This is a genomic window from Serratia sp. NA_13, from assembly GCF_052691735.1.
In genome coordinates this window covers 84,300-99,641 of the sequence record NZ_JBQZFV010000013.1, presented here as the reverse complement: position 1 = coordinate 99,641, position 15,342 = coordinate 84,300, and the positions used below count along the sequence as shown (strand labels likewise).

The window sequence follows — 15,342 nt, the reverse complement described above, 5'->3', positions numbered from 1 at the left end:
ATTCGTCTCCGTTACACCTTTTCCACGTTGACCAGGAACGCCTTGAACTCTGGCGTTTGCGTATTGGCATCACCGACAAACGGCGTCAGCGTATTGGCAATAAAGCCTTTCTTCGCCACCCCTTCGTAACCCCAGTGGATCGGGATACCTATGGTGTCGACCTCCTGGCCGTGCACCTGCAGGGTACGGATACGCTTGGTCACCACTGCCTTGGCCTTGATAAAGCCGCGGTTGGAGCTGACCTTCACCGTATCGCCATGCTGAATGCCTTTTTTCGCCGCCAGCTTCTCGCCAATCTCCACAAACTGCTCCGGCTGTGCGATAGCGTTGAGTATCGCGTGCTTGGTCCAGTAGTGGAAATGCTCGGTCAATCGGTAAGTTGTCCCAACGTACGGGAACTTGTCGGAAGTGCCCATTGCTGCCAGATCGTCCTTGAACACCCTGGCCGCCGGGTTGGAAACCACGTTCGGGTGCAGCGGGTTGGTACCGAGCGGCGTTTCAAACGGCTCGTAGTGTTCCGGGAACGGCCCTTCGGCCATTTTATCGGTGGCAAACAGGCGGCCCATGCCTTCCGGCTGCATGATGAATGGCCCCACGTCACTGCCCGGTGCGGCGGCGCTGTAGTCCGGAATATCCACCCCGCCCCACTTGGTGCCGTCCCACTCCAGCAACTGACGTTTTGGATCCCAGGGCTTGCCCTGTGGATCGGCAGAAGCACGGTTGTACAGGATGCGGCGGTTGAGCGGCCAGGCCCAGGCCCAACCCAGCGTATTGCCGAGACCGGAAGGATCGGCGTTATCGCGCCGCGCCATCTGGTTACCGGCCTGTGTCCAGCTACCGGCGAAGATCCAACAGCCGCTGGCCGTCGTACCGTCGTCACGCAGGTGGGCAAAGGTGCTGAGTTGCTCACCTTTTTTCGCCAGCACTTTGCCGTCGGCGTCGAGAACATCCGCCAACGCCTTGCCGTTGCTTTCCATCGCCACTTCTTCAGAAGCAGGATTTTCCGGCGTCAGATAATCCCAGGTCATGTTCAGCACCTGTTCAGGTACCGCCCCCCCTTCACGCGCGTACATCTCACGCAGACGGATAAAGATACCCGCCAGGATTTCCCCGTCGTTCATCGCTTCACCCGGAGCATCAGCGCCCTTCCAGTGCCACTGCAACCAGCGCCCGGAGTTGACGATTGAACCGTTCTCTTCAGCGAAGCAGGTGGACGGCAGGCGGAACACCTCGGTCTGAATCTTCGACGGATCAACGTCGTTGAACTCGCCGTGGTTCTGCCAGAAGTTGGAGGTTTCGGTATTGAGCGGATCAATGGTCACCAGGAACTTCAGTTTTGACAGCGAGGCCACCACCTTGTTCTTGTTCGGGAACGACGCCACCGGGTTAAAGCCCTGACAGAAGTAACCGTTGACCTTGCCTTGTGACATCAGCTCGAAGTACTGCAGCACATCGTAGCCTTTGTCCCACTTCGGCAGCCAGTCGAAGCCCCAGCCGTTTTCCTTCTGCGCCTTGTCGCCGTAGAAGCTCTTCATCATGCTGACGAAGAATTTCGGGTAGTTGCTCCAGTAGTTCACCTGGCCCGGCAGCAGCGCCTTCGGCGTATTGGCTTTCAGGTAGGTGTCGATATCGGTCTGTTTCTCCGACGGCAGCGTCATATAGCCCGGCAGGCTCTGCGACAGCAGGCCCAGGTCGGTCAGACCCTGAATGTTGGAGTGGCCGCGCAGCGCGTTGACGCCGCCGCCCGCCATGCCCATGTTACCGAGCAACAGCTGGATCATCGCCATGGTGCGGATGTTCTGCGCGCCGACCGAGTGCTGAGTCCAACCCAGGGCGTACAGGAACGACGCGGTTTTATCCGCCACACAGGTTTCGGCGATGTATTCGCACACCTTGATGAAGTCTTCGGTTGGCGTACCGCAGATATTGTTTACCACCTCCGGCGTATAGCGGCTGACGTGCTGTTTGAGCAGGTTCCACACGCAACGCGGGTCCTGCAGTGTCAGATCGCGCTTGGCGAAGCCGTTTTCATCGAACTGGTAGTTCCAGGTGGTTTTATCGTACTTGCGGTTTTCCGCGTCATAACCGCTGAACAGGCCGTCTTCAAAGGTAAAGTCTTCCCGCACCAGCAGGCTGGCGTTGGTGTAGGCGTGGACGTATTCGTGGTTAATCTTGTCGTTGGTCATCAGGTACAGCAACACGCCCGACAGGAAGGCAATGTCGGTGCCGGAACGGATCGGCGTGTAGAAATCTGCCACCGATGCGGTACGGGTAAAGCGCGGATCGATGACGATCAACTTGGCTTTATTGTGTATTTTGGCTTCCATCGCCCAGCGGAATCCTACCGGATGCGCTTCCGCCGCATTACCGCCCATGACGATAATCAGATTCGCGTTCTTGATATCAACCCAGTGGTTGGTCATCGCACCGCGACCAAATGTTGGAGCAAGACTTGCTACCGTTGGTCCGTGTCAGACACGTGCTTGGTTGTCTACGGCAAGCATGCCGAGAGCGCGACTAAATTTTTGCGTTAAATAACCGGTTTCGTTACTGGAAGCAGAGGCACACAGCATGCCGGTGCTCAGCCAGCGGTTGACGGTCACGCCCTGTTCGTTGGTTTTAACGAAGTTGGCGTCACGATCTTCCTTCATCAGCTTGGCGATGCGGGTGAAGGCGTCGTCCCAGCTCAGGCGCTGCCACTTGTCGGAACCTGGCGCGCGGTACTCCGGATACTGAAGGCGGCTTTCACTATGGATGAAGTCGACCAAACCTGCGCCTTTCGGGCAAAGCGCGCCGCGGTTGACCGGGTGATCCGGGTCGCCTTCAATGTGGAAAATGCTTTCTTTGGCGTTTTTGGCGCCATCACCAAGGCTGTACATCAACAGCCCACAGCCGACGGAACAATACGTACAGGTATTACGGGTTTCACGGGCGCGCAGCAGTTTGTACTGCCGGGTTTCCGCTAACGCCACTTCCGGGGCAAAGCCCAGAGCAGCTACCGTCGTCCCTGCCATACCGCCAGCGCAGATCTTAAAGAACTGCCTTCTGCTGACCTGCATGGGGGTCTCCTTTCACTTGCGATTGTCACATTGTTTCAAATGGCGCTTTCCCCCTGGAAGCGGGAAGCGCTAAAATTACTGTTGTTTTTACGCGGCAATATTACCACAGCGTATTTGTGGGTGTTACAAACAGGTGCCACTTAAGTGAACAATATAAACCCAGACCAACATATCAATGAAACCTTGCTCACAGGGGTGACCCGGTCTCAGGTGTATCAACGCGGGCAACTCGCCACCGCACAGCAGGATTGGCTGGCGGAAGAAGTGCCGGTCGCGCTGGTCTATAACGGCATTTCTCACGTGGTGATGATGTGCACCCCCAAAGATCTGGAGGCCTTCGCCCTGGGCTTTTCCCTGTCTGAAGGCATCATCGAGTCACCGCGCGATATTTACAGTATAGAGATTAACCAAACTTGTAACGGACTGGAGGTGAAAATTGAGCTTTCCAGCCGTCGCTTTGCCGGTTTGAAAGAGCGCCGCCGTGCCATGGCAGGCCGCACCGGCTGCGGCGTGTGCGGTATCGAACAGTTGGCGGATATTTTTCGCCCGCTGCCTGCATTGCCGTTTACCCAAACCTTTTCCCTCACCAACCTCGATCACGCGCTGGAGCAGCTAAAGCAGGTGCAGAGCGTCGGCCAGCTCACCGGTTGCACCCACGCCGCCAGTTGGATCTCACCACAGGGGGAACTGCTGGGGGGCTGTGAAGACGTAGGACGCCACGTGGCGCTCGACAAGCTGCTCGGCGTGCGGGCAAAACAAGACTGGCAACAGGGAGCAATCCTGGTTTCCAGCCGCGCCAGCTATGAAATGGTGCAAAAATCCGCCATGTGCGGCGTCGAGATCCTGTTTGTGGTTTCTGCCGCCACGTCACTGGCAGTGGAAATCGCCGAGCGCAGCAACCTGACGTTGGTCGGCTTCAGCAAACCCGGCCGTGCCACGGTGTTTACCCACCCGCAGCGCATTGTGGATTAACCAAAGACCACAATATAAGTAGGGCATTGATAATCATTTTCAATATCATTTAAATAACTATAATGATCCGACTGCTTACGCGGTGCTCACATAATGCGCCGCCCTATACCCTTGGAGATGATGATTATGAGTTACTCACTGCCATCCCTGCCGTACGCCTACGACGCACTGGAACCGCATTTCGACAAGCAGACGATGGAAATCCATCACACCAAACATCACCAGACTTATGTTAACAACGCCAACACCGTGCTGGAAGCTTACCCAGAGCTGGCTCAATACAGCGTTGAAGACCTGATCCAGGATCTGGATAAAGTGCCTGCTGACAAGCGAACCTTCATGCGTAACAACGCCGGCGGCCACGCTAACCACAGCCTGTTCTGGAAAGGCCTGAAAATCGGCACCACTCTGGGTGGCTCCCTGAAAGCGGCTATCGAACGTGATTTCGGCAGCGTTGAGAAATTCCAGGAAGAGTTCGAGAAAGCCGCAGCGACCCGCTTCGGTTCAGGTTGGGCCTGGCTGGTACTGAAAGGCGACAAACTGGCTGTAGTGTCTACCGCTAACCAGGACAGCCCGCTGATGGGCGAAGCCGTTGCCGGCGCTTCAGGCTTCCCAATCGTGGGCCTGGACGTGTGGGAACACGCTTACTACCTGAAATATCAAAACAAACGTCCAGACTACATCAAGGCATTCTGGAACGTGGTTAACTGGGATGAAGCCGCAGCACGCTTCGCGGCGAAGAAGTAATTCGCCCCCAAAAATGAAGATACCCGCTTCGTGCGGGTATTTTTTTGACCAAAACTCGCTAAAGTTTGACCGTTCTTTGCCGATGGTTTATTCAATTGACGTTCGCCCAAAGGAAAGGAAAATCATTATGGCGGCATTGAAAACATTGGCAGGAAAGTTTGTTCATCTCACCGTGGGTAAAAAACTCGGTCTCGGTTTCGCACTGCTGCTGCTGCTGTCCACGGTCATCGCTGGCACCGGCGTGCAATATCTGCACATCATCAAATCCCGTTCCGCTCGCATCGATTTCAGCAACCATTTGAAAGAGGAGATCAACCAGGCCAAGTACAACCGCGCCATGTTCAGCCAAACCTACAAGACAGAGTATCTACAGAACAACCGCACTAACATCAAGAACGCTGTCAAACTGATCGGTCAGGGGCAGGAGCTGGACTGGGACCCGCAGAGCCACAAAGATCTGCAACGACTAATCACGCTGATCGACGAATATCAGCAGCAGCAAACAGCCTTTGAACAGGCCGTGGCAGCGAAAGACGCCGTGCGCCAGAGTTGGAATATGTCAGAGGTCCAGGCCAGCCTGGATCAAGTAGAGCGCCAGTTAAACAACGGTGAACTTCAACTTGCTTTCATCCAGCTAAATCAAAAACTGACCCAGATACACTACGGTTCCCGCGGTCTGCTCTTGAACCTGAATAAGGAAACCGAAACCTCGTTGATGACCACTATCGACGAGGCGCGCAACGCAGCCAACGCGTTGAATCGCCGGGTCAGTGAAGCACAGCGCCCTCAGTTGCAACCGCTACTGACTACACTCGACAATTACAAAAAACGTATCGCGGCCTATCTACCCGCCTATCAGCATGAACAGCAGCTCAGCCAAGAGCTCAGCGGAAGCGCACAACAGATCGGCGAACTGGTGAACGCCTTTATGCTGGACGAACTGGCGCAGACCCGCCACGACATCAATCTAGCGCAGTTGCAGATGGGGATCACCACCTTGATAGCCATCATCGCTGGGGTGCTGATCGCTTGGCGCATCACGCTGCAGATCACCCGCCCACTGCATAACACACTGGCGATGGCAGAACGTATCGCCAACGGCGATCTGCGCCAAGCGCAGACCAGCGACCGCCGCGACGAACTGGGGCAGTTGCTGAACGCCGTGGCGGCAATGAGCCAGAATCTGCGCGATATGATTGAGAAGATCCAACTGGGGGTCAGTCAGGTTTCGACCGCCTCGTCAGAAATTGCCGCTGGCAATACTGATCTGTCCTCCCGCACCGAGCAGCAGGCGGCGGCGGTTGAAGAAACGGCTGCCAGTATGGAACAGTTAACCGCGACGGTGAAACAAAACGCCGAAAACGCCCATCATGCTAATCAGTTGGCTACCGACGCCTCGCAGACTGCCCAGCAGGGCGGCAAGCTGGTGGAAAGCGTGGTCAGCACCATGCGCGATATTTCCAGCAGTTCGCAGCGGATCGCCGAAATTACCACCCTGATCAACGGTATTGCCTTCCAGACCAACATTCTGGCGCTGAACGCGGCAGTGGAAGCTGCGCGTGCCGGCGAACAGGGCCGTGGCTTCTCGGTGGTCGCCAGCGAGGTGCGCAATCTGGCACAACGCAGTGCCCAGGCAGCAAAAGAAATCGAAGGGCTGATTGCCGAGTCGGTCAACCGGGTACAGACCGGTACCACACTGGTGGAAAACACCGGCAACACCATGGAGCAAATCGTTCTGTCGGTCACCCACGTGCGTGACATCATGGCGGAAATCGCCGCGGCCTCCGACGAACAGACCCGCGGCATCGCCCAGATCGGCCAGGCAATTGTCGAAATGGACCACACCACCCAGCAGAACGCCGCACTGGTGGAAGAATCCGCCGCCGCCGCCGACTCGCTGGAGGAACAGGCAGAAATGCTGTTGCAGAGCGTCTCGGTCTTCCGCCTGACGGAACATTCTGCGCCTGTCGCCGCGAAAGCCGTCGCAGTCAAAACCCCGAGCGGCAAACAACCGGCCAGCCAAACCGCCGGGCAAGACAACTGGACCACCTTCTGACCCTATCCCGCCCGAAACCTCTCGGGCGGGTTATTGTTCCCCGCGGGCAACTCGGGCTATGCTGGGCCTTCGACGCGGGACAAGGAGGCGCATATGCATCACCCAGAGGTTTACATCGGCACTATCCAACCCTACGAAGGCGGGCGGCCCAGCGGCATTGCCAAACGCCTGGTGGACGGTGCCGTCAAGCTGACCCCGCTCGGCCTGGAAGGCGATGAACAGGCAGAGAAAAGTTATCACGGCGGGCCGGACCGTGCGCTGTGTCACTATCCACGTGAACATTATGACCACTGGCGTGAACAGTTCCCGGCACAAGCGGAAAAGTTCAGCGCGCCCGCTTTTGGCGAGAACATTTCTACCCTCGGGCTGACCGAACATAACGTGTTTATGGGCGATATCTTCCGCTGGGGCAAAGCGCTGATCCAGGTCACCCAGCCGCGTTCTCCCTGCTTCAAGCTCAACTACCATTTTGCTATCGATGAGATCTCGGTGCTGATGCAGCAAAGCGGCCGCTGCGGCTGGCTGTACCGCGTGGTATCTGCCGGCAAGGTCAGCGGCGATCACCCGCTGGAACTGATGACGCGCAACAGTGATGTCTCGGTCGCCGAAGCCATTGGCATCGCCTGGCATATGCCATTTGATGAAGAGCAGTATCGTCGCCTGCTGGCGGTGGCCGGGCTGTCTGCCAGCTGGAGCAAAACCATGCTGACGCGCATCAGCGAAGGACGTCTCGAAGACTTTAATCGCCGCTTGCTGGGCCGCTAAAACAGACCGGTGGAAAATAAAACCTGACGCTGCCTACAGCGCTTAACTTTTTCACCGGCCTATACTGTTCAGCGTCGGTTGTTCCGGCAACCTCATTCAGGCAGGAGCAAAGTTATGAACACCCCGTCTCATTCGATTCACCCTGCAGCAGCCGAAGGCTACCAGGCCAACGCCGATCGTTACGTTAAAGGGCGTCCGGATTATCCGCCGGAGATAGCGACCTGGCTGCGCGACACCATCGGCCTGCACGCCGGTATGACGGCTCTCGATCTCGGTGCCGGCACCGGCAAGTTCACCCCTCGCCTGCTGGAAACCGGTGCGCAGGTGATCGCCGTCGAACCCGTGGCCCAAATGCTGGAAAAGCTGTCGGCGGCGCTGCCGCAGGTGAAAACATTGGCAGGCACCGCGGAATCTATCCCATTGCCGGATGAGTCGGTCGACGCGGTAGTTTGCGCGCAGTCCTTCCACTGGTTTGCCACGCAGCAGGCTTTGGCCGAAATCCAGCGCATCCTCAAGCCCGGCGGCAAGCTTGGCCTGGTGTGGAACATGCGCGATGCGCGCGTGAGTTGGGTGCGTAAACTCAATCAGATTGTCGACCGCCATGAAGGCGACGCGCCGCGTTTCTACACCGGTGAATGGCGTAAACTTTTCCCGTCCAAAGGATTAGAACCGCTGCAGGAACAGGTGTTTATGCTCGGCCACCAGGGCGCAATAGAAGATGTGATTTATAACCGGGTGCGCTCCACCAGCTTTATCGCCGCCTTGCCGCACGAGCAGCAGGAACAGGTGATCGAACAGATTCGGCAGTTGGTGGCAGAGGAAGGGGAATTGCAGGGCAAGAATACGGTGACAGTGCCCTATCAGACCAAGGTGTATTTCACCACCAAGCGATGAAAACCGGGCGCCACAAAAGGCGCCCCAGCAATCAGAAAGCTTTTCTGGCGTAGCCGGTGACCACTTTCAGGCCCATTTCACGGCCCAGTGCGGTCATCGGGTGCACCACGATCAGGCCGCGCACGTTTTTCTTCAACGTGCCCATATCCGCCTGCTCTTTCTTGGTGATTTCACGATTGAACGGCAGTTTGCTCAGCTTTTGCGCTTCGGCGCTCAGCTTCTCAACGCGCACGCCTTTCAGGCGCTCGATCTCCGCTGCCATCTTCTCTTTTTCTTTGGTGTGCTGAGCAATCAGGTCAAGATTACCCTGTTGGATAATCAGGGTGTCTTTGTGCTTGAGGGCGTCCAGCAGGTCGCTAAGGCGCTTGATCTCTGCCTTTTCTATTTCTTTCATGGTTTCTGGCCTGTTGTGCCGATACGGCACGCTAATCAATGATGTCCACATTGTAGCAAAATGCGCGCGTGGTTACTCGTCTTGCGCGATGCCCGGTGGCAAGCCGCTCATCTCGCAGGCTTTGGCACCAACACGCGCCAGTGCCTGGCTGTAACGGGCATTAAACGGGTAGCAGCAGGAAAGCCGCAACGCGTTACGATAGCGGCCACTGGGGGAATACAGCGTGCCCGGTGTCAGGCAAATTTGTTCCTCCAGCATCTGGTGGAACAACGCCACGCTGTCGACCCCGACCGGGAACTCCACCCAAAACACGAATCCGCCCGCGGGTTGTGTCGCCCGGGTGCCACGTGGGAAGTGACGCGCAATCAGCGCCCGTGCCTCATCCACCTGAGCGGCGTAGCGTTTACGCAGGTTGCGCAGATGGTGATCGTATCCACCGGTTTCCAGAAACATCGCCAGAGTTTCCGACAGCAACTGCGACTCGGACATCGACGACACCGCCTTCAGCTTGCGCAACGCCTCGTTAAAGCGCCCCCCACTGATCCAACCGATGCGAAAGTCCGGTGCCAGGGTCTTGGTAAAGCTCGAACAAAACAACACCCAACCGTCGCGATCGAAAGATTTTACCGCCGGGGACAGCGCACCGCCGAATTGCAGTTCTGCGTACAACCCATCTTCTATCAGAGGTACCTGGTGATCGTTCATCAACCGCGCCAAACGTTTTTTCGCCGCCTGCGGCATGGTGCAACCCAACGGGTTTTGCACCGTCGGCATGGCGATTACTGCGTTCAGTCGCTTTTCATTGAGCAACAGCTCCAGCGCATCCAGCGACAGCCCGTGCTGCGGATCGGTAGGAATTTCCAACGCCTTCAGCCCCAGGCTGGCCAGCAGCGGCAGCAGATAAAAATAGGTCGGTGACTCCAGGCCAATACAATCGCCCGGTTTGGTGGTCACGCGCAGCGCCAGTTGCAGCGCCTCCATGCAGCCATGAGTCAACGTGATATCGCCGGGTTCCAGCAGCATGCCCAGCGTCATCGAACGACGGGCTACCTGCTGTCGCAGCCGCAGGCTACCGGGCGGTAGCGCATATTGACCGATTAAATTCGGCTGACGGCGTAACTGCGACGAAAGCATCCGCCCCAACTTGCCACCGGGATAGAAATCAGAAGTCTGTGGGCAGGCCAGCGAAAGATTGGTGAATGCCGGGTTTTGCTGGGCGGCGAACACCGTGTCGATCAACGCCAGTACGTCATCTGCCGGTGGCTCTATCCGGTTGCTGGTCGGCGAAGCAGCTTTCAGCGCCGGCAAGGTGTTGCAGACATAAAAACCGGACTGTGGCCGTGCCTCTATCAGCCCGCGATCTTCCAGGGTGCGGTAAGCCGCCACCACGGTATTGATACTGACGCTATGGCTTTGCGCGCAACGGCGCACCGAAGGTAAACGGCTGCCGGGTAGCAACGTGCCACGGCGTATGGCTTCTGCCAGCGTATCCGCCAGCTGCTGGTAGCGCGTTTCCGGCATTTCATCGAGCAAGGTCACAGTTTGTCTCCAGGCAATGGGTACAGTTTAAATTTGATACAACTGTATCCATGACAATAGCGGGTTTTTGGTTCTGTCACCATCTGCCTGTAGGTTTTATGCTGGTTCCCTTGCTTCTCAGCCCTTGTAAGGAACCCATTATGCTGGACTCCGCCTTTATCAGTTATGTCACGGTGATGTCGATCACCCCCGGCCCCAACAACCTGCTGCTGGCCTCGTCCGGGGTCAATTTTGGTCTGCGCCGCACCATGCCGATGGTGTTCGGCATCAGCCTGGGTTGTGGGGTACAGTTGGCCCTGACCACTAGCCTGCTGGCGCTGGTGCTGAGTTGGGCCGGAGCGATACGTTTCCCGCTGGCGGTGATTGGCTGTGCCTATTTACTGTGGTTGTCGTGGAAGCTGTTCCAGGCAACCTCGCCGGATGCCAAACAGCAGGCACAGCCGATGCGCTTGCTCAACGGCGCGCTGTTTCAGGCGGTGAATCCCAAAGCCTGGCTGATGGCGATTAACGTCGCCATTCTGTTCACCCCGCGTGAAGGGGCCAGCCTTGGCCATACGCTGATGATCATTGCCGGTTTCACCGCCCTGAACATTCCTTGCGTACTGGTGTGGGCGATATTGGGCGATCGGCTGCGTGATGCGCTACGCGTGACCTGGAAACTGCGGTTGTTTAACGGCGTCATGGCGGGCTTGATGGCAGCCACGGCACTGTGGCTGTTATTCGACGAGTGGCGCGCGGCCTTTGCTTAATTGCGGCCAAGCGGGGAAAGCCGGGACGGTTGCTTGGCACCGATGCCGGCGATCAGATCGGTGACCGACAGCACCATAGTGGAACGTAACACCTGTTGGTATCGCTGACGCTGCATGGCGATCAGCGATTCTTCCGCTTCGCCGGGCTGCAGGAAGGTCGGTACCGGCGGCAGCGCAGCCACGCAATGCAGTTCACCGAACGGCCCGAGGATTTCATCATCGACAAAACGGTATTCCGCCCCGTCGTGGTTCAGTTCTTCACGCATCGCCATCAGCAGTTCGGCGTCTTCGTATTCGTGACGTGAGATCACCCCCAGCCCATACATCAGCTTCAGGCGCACCGACAGCTCACCCAATGGACCGGCGCCGGACAATAGCGGTTCGACGGCATACTTCACCGCATAGTCATCTTTGCGGAACACCTGCACCACCAGAACGTTCAGCGCTTCCGCCAGCAGCTCTACCGCCGCGATCAGAAAACTGCGCACCGTCTTGCCTGCGTTCAGCCGTTCCAGAACCTTATTTTCAAATGCCTGTGCTTCTTCCATCGTCGCTTTTCGAATGGCGTGGGAGGGGTATGCTGTATTGGCCACTAATTTAATACCATAGGCGTTATTGTCGCAGCCAGTTTGCGGGCGGACAGCGCGCAGAATCCGGAGCGTACACGTAGTACGTGAGGAATTCGAGCACTGCCCAACCGTAAAATGGCAAGTAAAATAGCCTATTGGCGCTGCATGGCGTTATACACAGCAATGGCCTGTTCTACAACCTCACTTTCCGCCGGCAGGCCGGAAATTTGCGCCAGCGCCGCTTTTGGCCCCAGTTTGGCCAGCAGTTCCACCAGCTCTTTGGCCTGCGGATCCTGCTCGCTGCGGTAGCTCATGGCGGCGGCAATACCCTGGATCAGATTGTCATGCGGCAGACCGTATTCCAGCGTGCCGAGCAGCGGCTTGATCAGGCGATCGCCAGCGCTCAGCTTACGCAGTGGCTGACGGCCCACACGCTCCACGTCATCGTGCAGATAGGGGTTTTCAAAGCGGCTGAGGATTTTTTCAATGTAAGCGGCATGCTTGGCGGCGTCAAAACCGTAGCGTTTGATCAGCACTGCACCGCTCTCTTCCATCGCACCTTTCACCACACGGCGGATCGCCGGGTCGAGAATGGCATCGCGGATGGTCAGCAGGCCGGCCTGTTGGCCAAGATAAGCGGTAATCGCATGGCCGGTATTGAGCGTGAACAACTTACGCTCAACAAACGCCATCAGGTTATCGGTCAGCTCCATGCCGGCGATTGCCGGTGGCTGGCCCTTGAACTGGGTTTGATCGACAATCCACTCGCTGAAGGTTTCAACCGTCACTTCCAGCGGATCGCTGCTGCCCGCTTCCGTCGGCGGTACAATGCGGTCAACCGCCGAATCAACGAAGCCAACATGCTGTTCGACCCATGCCTGATCTTCCTGCGGCAACACATCGAACACGTGCTGCTTTAACTGGCTGGTGCCACGCACCATGTTCTCGCAGGCGATGATGTTCAGCGGTTGGCTGTTGCCTTGCTGACGACGTTTGATTAACCCTTTGGCGATAGTCCCGGCAATCTTAGCCAGGATCTGTGGGCCCACGGCGGTGGTCACGACATCCGCTTCGGCAATCAGCGCAACCGCCTCTTCACTGCCGCTATTCACTGCGCTGACATTGTTGACCTGCTCGACCCGGGCCTGCTCACCGACCACGTTGACCTGGTAGCTTTTACGGCTGCTGAGCAGGTCCAGCACCGTCTGGTTAACGTCGGCAAAGGTCAGTTCGGCCTGCGCGTCCGCCAGTAGCTTGCCGATAAAACCACGGCCAATATTCCCCGCACCGAAATGTAATGCTTTCATATTCCTACCTTTCTAATGTCGAAGGGTGCAGCAAGCTGCACCCCTTAAAATGATTCCGTTATCCGCGTTTTTTGCCGCCCAGCAGATCCAGCACTTCCTGCACATTGGTGGTATGCGCCAGTCGTTCGATGACGCCCTCGTCATCCAACGCGTTGGTCAGGCTGGTGATCACCTGGATATGTTCGTTATTGCGTGCGGCAATACCGATGACCAGCCGAGCTACCTCGTCCTCTTCATCACCGAAACGTACGCCCTGCGGGTATTGGCAGAACACCACGCCGGTGCGCAGTACCCGGTCTTTGGCTTCGATGGTGCCGTGCGGCACGGCGATCGACTCGCCCAGATAGGTGGAGGTCAGTTTTTCGCGCTCCAGCATTGCAGGAACGTATTCCGGCTCGACGTAGCCGCCCTTGACCAGTTGCTCACCGGCAAAGCGGATCGCCTGTTCCTTGTCGCTGGCCTGCAGGTTAAGGAACACGTTACTTTCGCTGAGTCTGAACAGGTTTTGCTCGCTCGCTTCAAAGCTATCGTCAAGCCGGCTGATGACTTTCTGTTGGTTATCGGTGGTTTTGTTGGCCGCCACCAGACGCTCGGTCAGATCGCTGTACAGCTTGCTGTCGAGGAAGTTGGTCAGCGAGATATGCTGAGCCTGTGGCGCATGGCGCATCGCTCGTTCGGTCAGATCGCGGTGAGTAATCACCAGATCAACATCGTCCGGCAGGCTATTGATGGCGCTGTTGGTCACCGAGATATTTTTCAGCCCGGCATCCGCCACTTTTTTGCGCAGCACCCCGGCCCCCATCGCACTGGAACCCATGCCGGCATCGCAGGCAACGATGATTTTACGTACCGTGGTCAGGTCGCCATCGACCGCTGCATGAGCCGCCGCGCCGCCTTTAGACTGCGACTTCATTTCTTGCATACGGCGAGTGGCATCGATCAGGCCGTCCTCTTCTTTCACTTTTGAGGTCTTCAGCAGGAAGCTGGCGACCACGAATGACACCACAAATGCCGCACCGATAGCCGCCAGGTTGGCGAAATAAGCGCCCTTCGGCGTCATCGCCAGCACCGCCAGAATCGAACCCGGTGAAGCCGGTGAAACCAAACCGCCATTCAACAGGGTCAAGGTGAATACCCCGGTCATGCCACCCAGGATCACCGCCAACAGCAGGCGTGGGTTCATCAGCACGTACGGGAAGTAGATTTCGTGGATACCACCGAAGAAGTGGATGATCGCCGCACCACCGGCAGACTGCTTGGCACTGCCGCGGCCAAAGAACATGTAGGCCATCAGCACGCCCAAACCCGGGCCTGGGTTGGCTTCGATCAGGAAGAAGATGGATTTGCCGGTTTCTGTCGCCTGCTGAATGCCCAGCGGTGAGAAGATGCCGTGGTTAATCGCGTTATTCAGGAACAGGATTTTCGCCGGTTCCACGAAGATGGACGCCAGCGGCAACAGGTTGTTGGTCACCATGATATTTACACCGGCAGCCAGGATATGCGACAACCCTTCTACCAGCGGACCAATCGCCATAAACGACAGAATGGCCAGCAGCATACCGATAATGCCAGCGGAGAAGTTGTTCACCAACATCTCAAAACCGCTTTTGATCTTGCCGTCTACCCAGCGGTCAAAATGCTTGATCGCCCAGCCGCCCAGCGGACCGGCAATCATCGCACCGAGGAACATTGGCATGTCGGCACCGACAATCACACCCATGGTAGTGATGGCACCGACCACGCCGCCGCGCTCGCCCCCCACCAAGCGGCCACCGGTGAAACCGATCAGCAGCGGCAGCAGGTAAGTGATCATTGGGCCAACCAACTTGGCTAAGGTTTCGTTCGGCAGCCAACCGGTAGGAATGAATAGCGCGGTGATGATACCCCAGGCGATAAATGCGCCAATGTTGGGCATCACCATGTTGCTTAAGAAGCGGCCAAAGTTCTGAACTTTGACTTTGATGTCTGGTGAAAACATAAAACACACCCCTATTGTTACGCGCTGACAATAGAGCGCGTGATTATTGTTGTTACGATCCAGCTGTGTTGTGGCTGTACGCGAAATGGACTCTATCACGCTGTTTTTACTGTGCGAACTTCACGAGTTTTTTGTGATTCAGATCACCAATACCACCCTACTCAATGGGCACTTATAGTGATCTGAATCACATTTAATCGGTGTAGAAAAAATACAACGAGCAAGATTCGCCCTGAAATCCCAATAAAATGCGATTATGATCACGTTTTTACATTGCGTGTTTGTTTTTAAATTGTGACATTAATCACAATTT

General features: G+C 56.8%; 12 protein-coding genes. 6 read left to right on the top strand and 6 right to left on the bottom strand.

What is annotated here, in order from left to right; all coding sequences use genetic code 11:
- Window positions 1-11: 11 nt before the first annotated feature.
- Window positions 12-3,059: a formate dehydrogenase-N subunit alpha gene (fdnG, locus tag ACUTSU_RS17405; RefSeq protein ID WP_445652645.1), complete on the bottom strand. Its 3,048-nt coding sequence runs from the start codon at window positions 3,057-3,059 to the stop codon at window positions 12-14.
- Between the two features lie 144 nt (window positions 3,060-3,203).
- On the opposite strand from fdnG, the gene fdhD reads away from it, so the two are divergent.
- The 5 genes from fdhD (at window position 3,204) to ACUTSU_RS17380 (ending at window position 8,493) form a co-directional block, all read left to right on the top strand.
- The gene (gene fdhD, locus ACUTSU_RS17400; RefSeq protein WP_445652644.1) at window positions 3,204-4,031 is read left to right on the top strand and encodes a formate dehydrogenase accessory sulfurtransferase FdhD; all 828 of its coding nucleotides are present in this window, start codon (window positions 3,204-3,206) and stop codon (window positions 4,029-4,031) included.
- Between the two features lie 126 nt (window positions 4,032-4,157).
- The gene (gene sodA, locus ACUTSU_RS17395; protein WP_445652643.1) at window positions 4,158-4,778 is read left to right on the top strand and encodes a superoxide dismutase [Mn]; all 621 of its coding nucleotides are present in this window, start codon (window positions 4,158-4,160) and stop codon (window positions 4,776-4,778) included.
- A 127-nt stretch (window positions 4,779-4,905) separates the two neighbouring features.
- A complete protein-coding gene (locus ACUTSU_RS17390) occupies window positions 4,906-6,834 on the top strand; it encodes a methyl-accepting chemotaxis protein (RefSeq protein WP_445652642.1) in 1,929 nt (642 codons plus the stop codon).
- 93 nt (window positions 6,835-6,927) lie between these two features.
- A complete protein-coding gene (gene yiiM, locus ACUTSU_RS17385) occupies window positions 6,928-7,599 on the top strand; it encodes a 6-hydroxyaminopurine reductase (protein WP_445652641.1) in 672 nt (223 codons plus the stop codon).
- A gap of 114 nt (window positions 7,600-7,713) precedes the next feature.
- Window positions 7,714-8,493 (top strand): class I SAM-dependent methyltransferase, encoded by a 780-nt coding sequence (locus ACUTSU_RS17380; protein WP_445652640.1) that lies wholly within the window; start codon window positions 7,714-7,716, stop codon window positions 8,491-8,493.
- Window positions 8,494-8,524: 31 nt separating this feature from the next.
- On the opposite strand, the gene ACUTSU_RS17375 is transcribed toward ACUTSU_RS17380, so the two are convergent.
- Entirely contained in the window at window positions 8,525-8,887 is a 363-nt protein-coding gene (locus ACUTSU_RS17375) for a YibL family ribosome-associated protein (protein ID WP_261111514.1), read from the bottom strand.
- Between the two features lie 72 nt (window positions 8,888-8,959).
- Entirely contained in the window at window positions 8,960-10,426 is a 1,467-nt protein-coding gene (locus ACUTSU_RS17370; RefSeq protein ID WP_445652639.1) for an aminotransferase-like domain-containing protein, read from the bottom strand.
- A 140-nt stretch (window positions 10,427-10,566) separates the two neighbouring features.
- Here ACUTSU_RS17370 and ACUTSU_RS17365 point away from each other — a divergent pair, with 140 nt between their 5' ends.
- The gene (locus ACUTSU_RS17365) at window positions 10,567-11,175 is read left to right on the top strand and encodes a LysE family translocator (protein WP_445652638.1); all 609 of its coding nucleotides are present in this window, start codon (window positions 10,567-10,569) and stop codon (window positions 11,173-11,175) included.
- Here the strand turns inward: ACUTSU_RS17365 and ACUTSU_RS17360 are convergent.
- From ACUTSU_RS17360 to ACUTSU_RS17350, 3 genes are all read right to left on the bottom strand, one after another.
- Window positions 11,172-11,723: an MltR family transcriptional regulator gene (locus ACUTSU_RS17360; RefSeq protein ID WP_012004547.1), complete on the bottom strand. Its 552-nt coding sequence runs from the start codon at window positions 11,721-11,723 to the stop codon at window positions 11,172-11,174. The genes ACUTSU_RS17365 and ACUTSU_RS17360 overlap by 4 nt on opposite strands.
- Before the next feature lie 173 nt (window positions 11,724-11,896).
- Window positions 11,897-13,051: a mannitol-1-phosphate 5-dehydrogenase gene (locus ACUTSU_RS17355; protein WP_445652637.1), complete on the bottom strand. Its 1,155-nt coding sequence runs from the start codon at window positions 13,049-13,051 to the stop codon at window positions 11,897-11,899.
- A 58-nt stretch (window positions 13,052-13,109) separates the two neighbouring features.
- Entirely contained in the window at window positions 13,110-15,029 is a 1,920-nt protein-coding gene (locus ACUTSU_RS17350) for a PTS mannitol transporter subunit IICBA (RefSeq protein ID WP_445652636.1), read from the bottom strand.
- Window positions 15,030-15,342 lie beyond the last annotated feature (313 nt).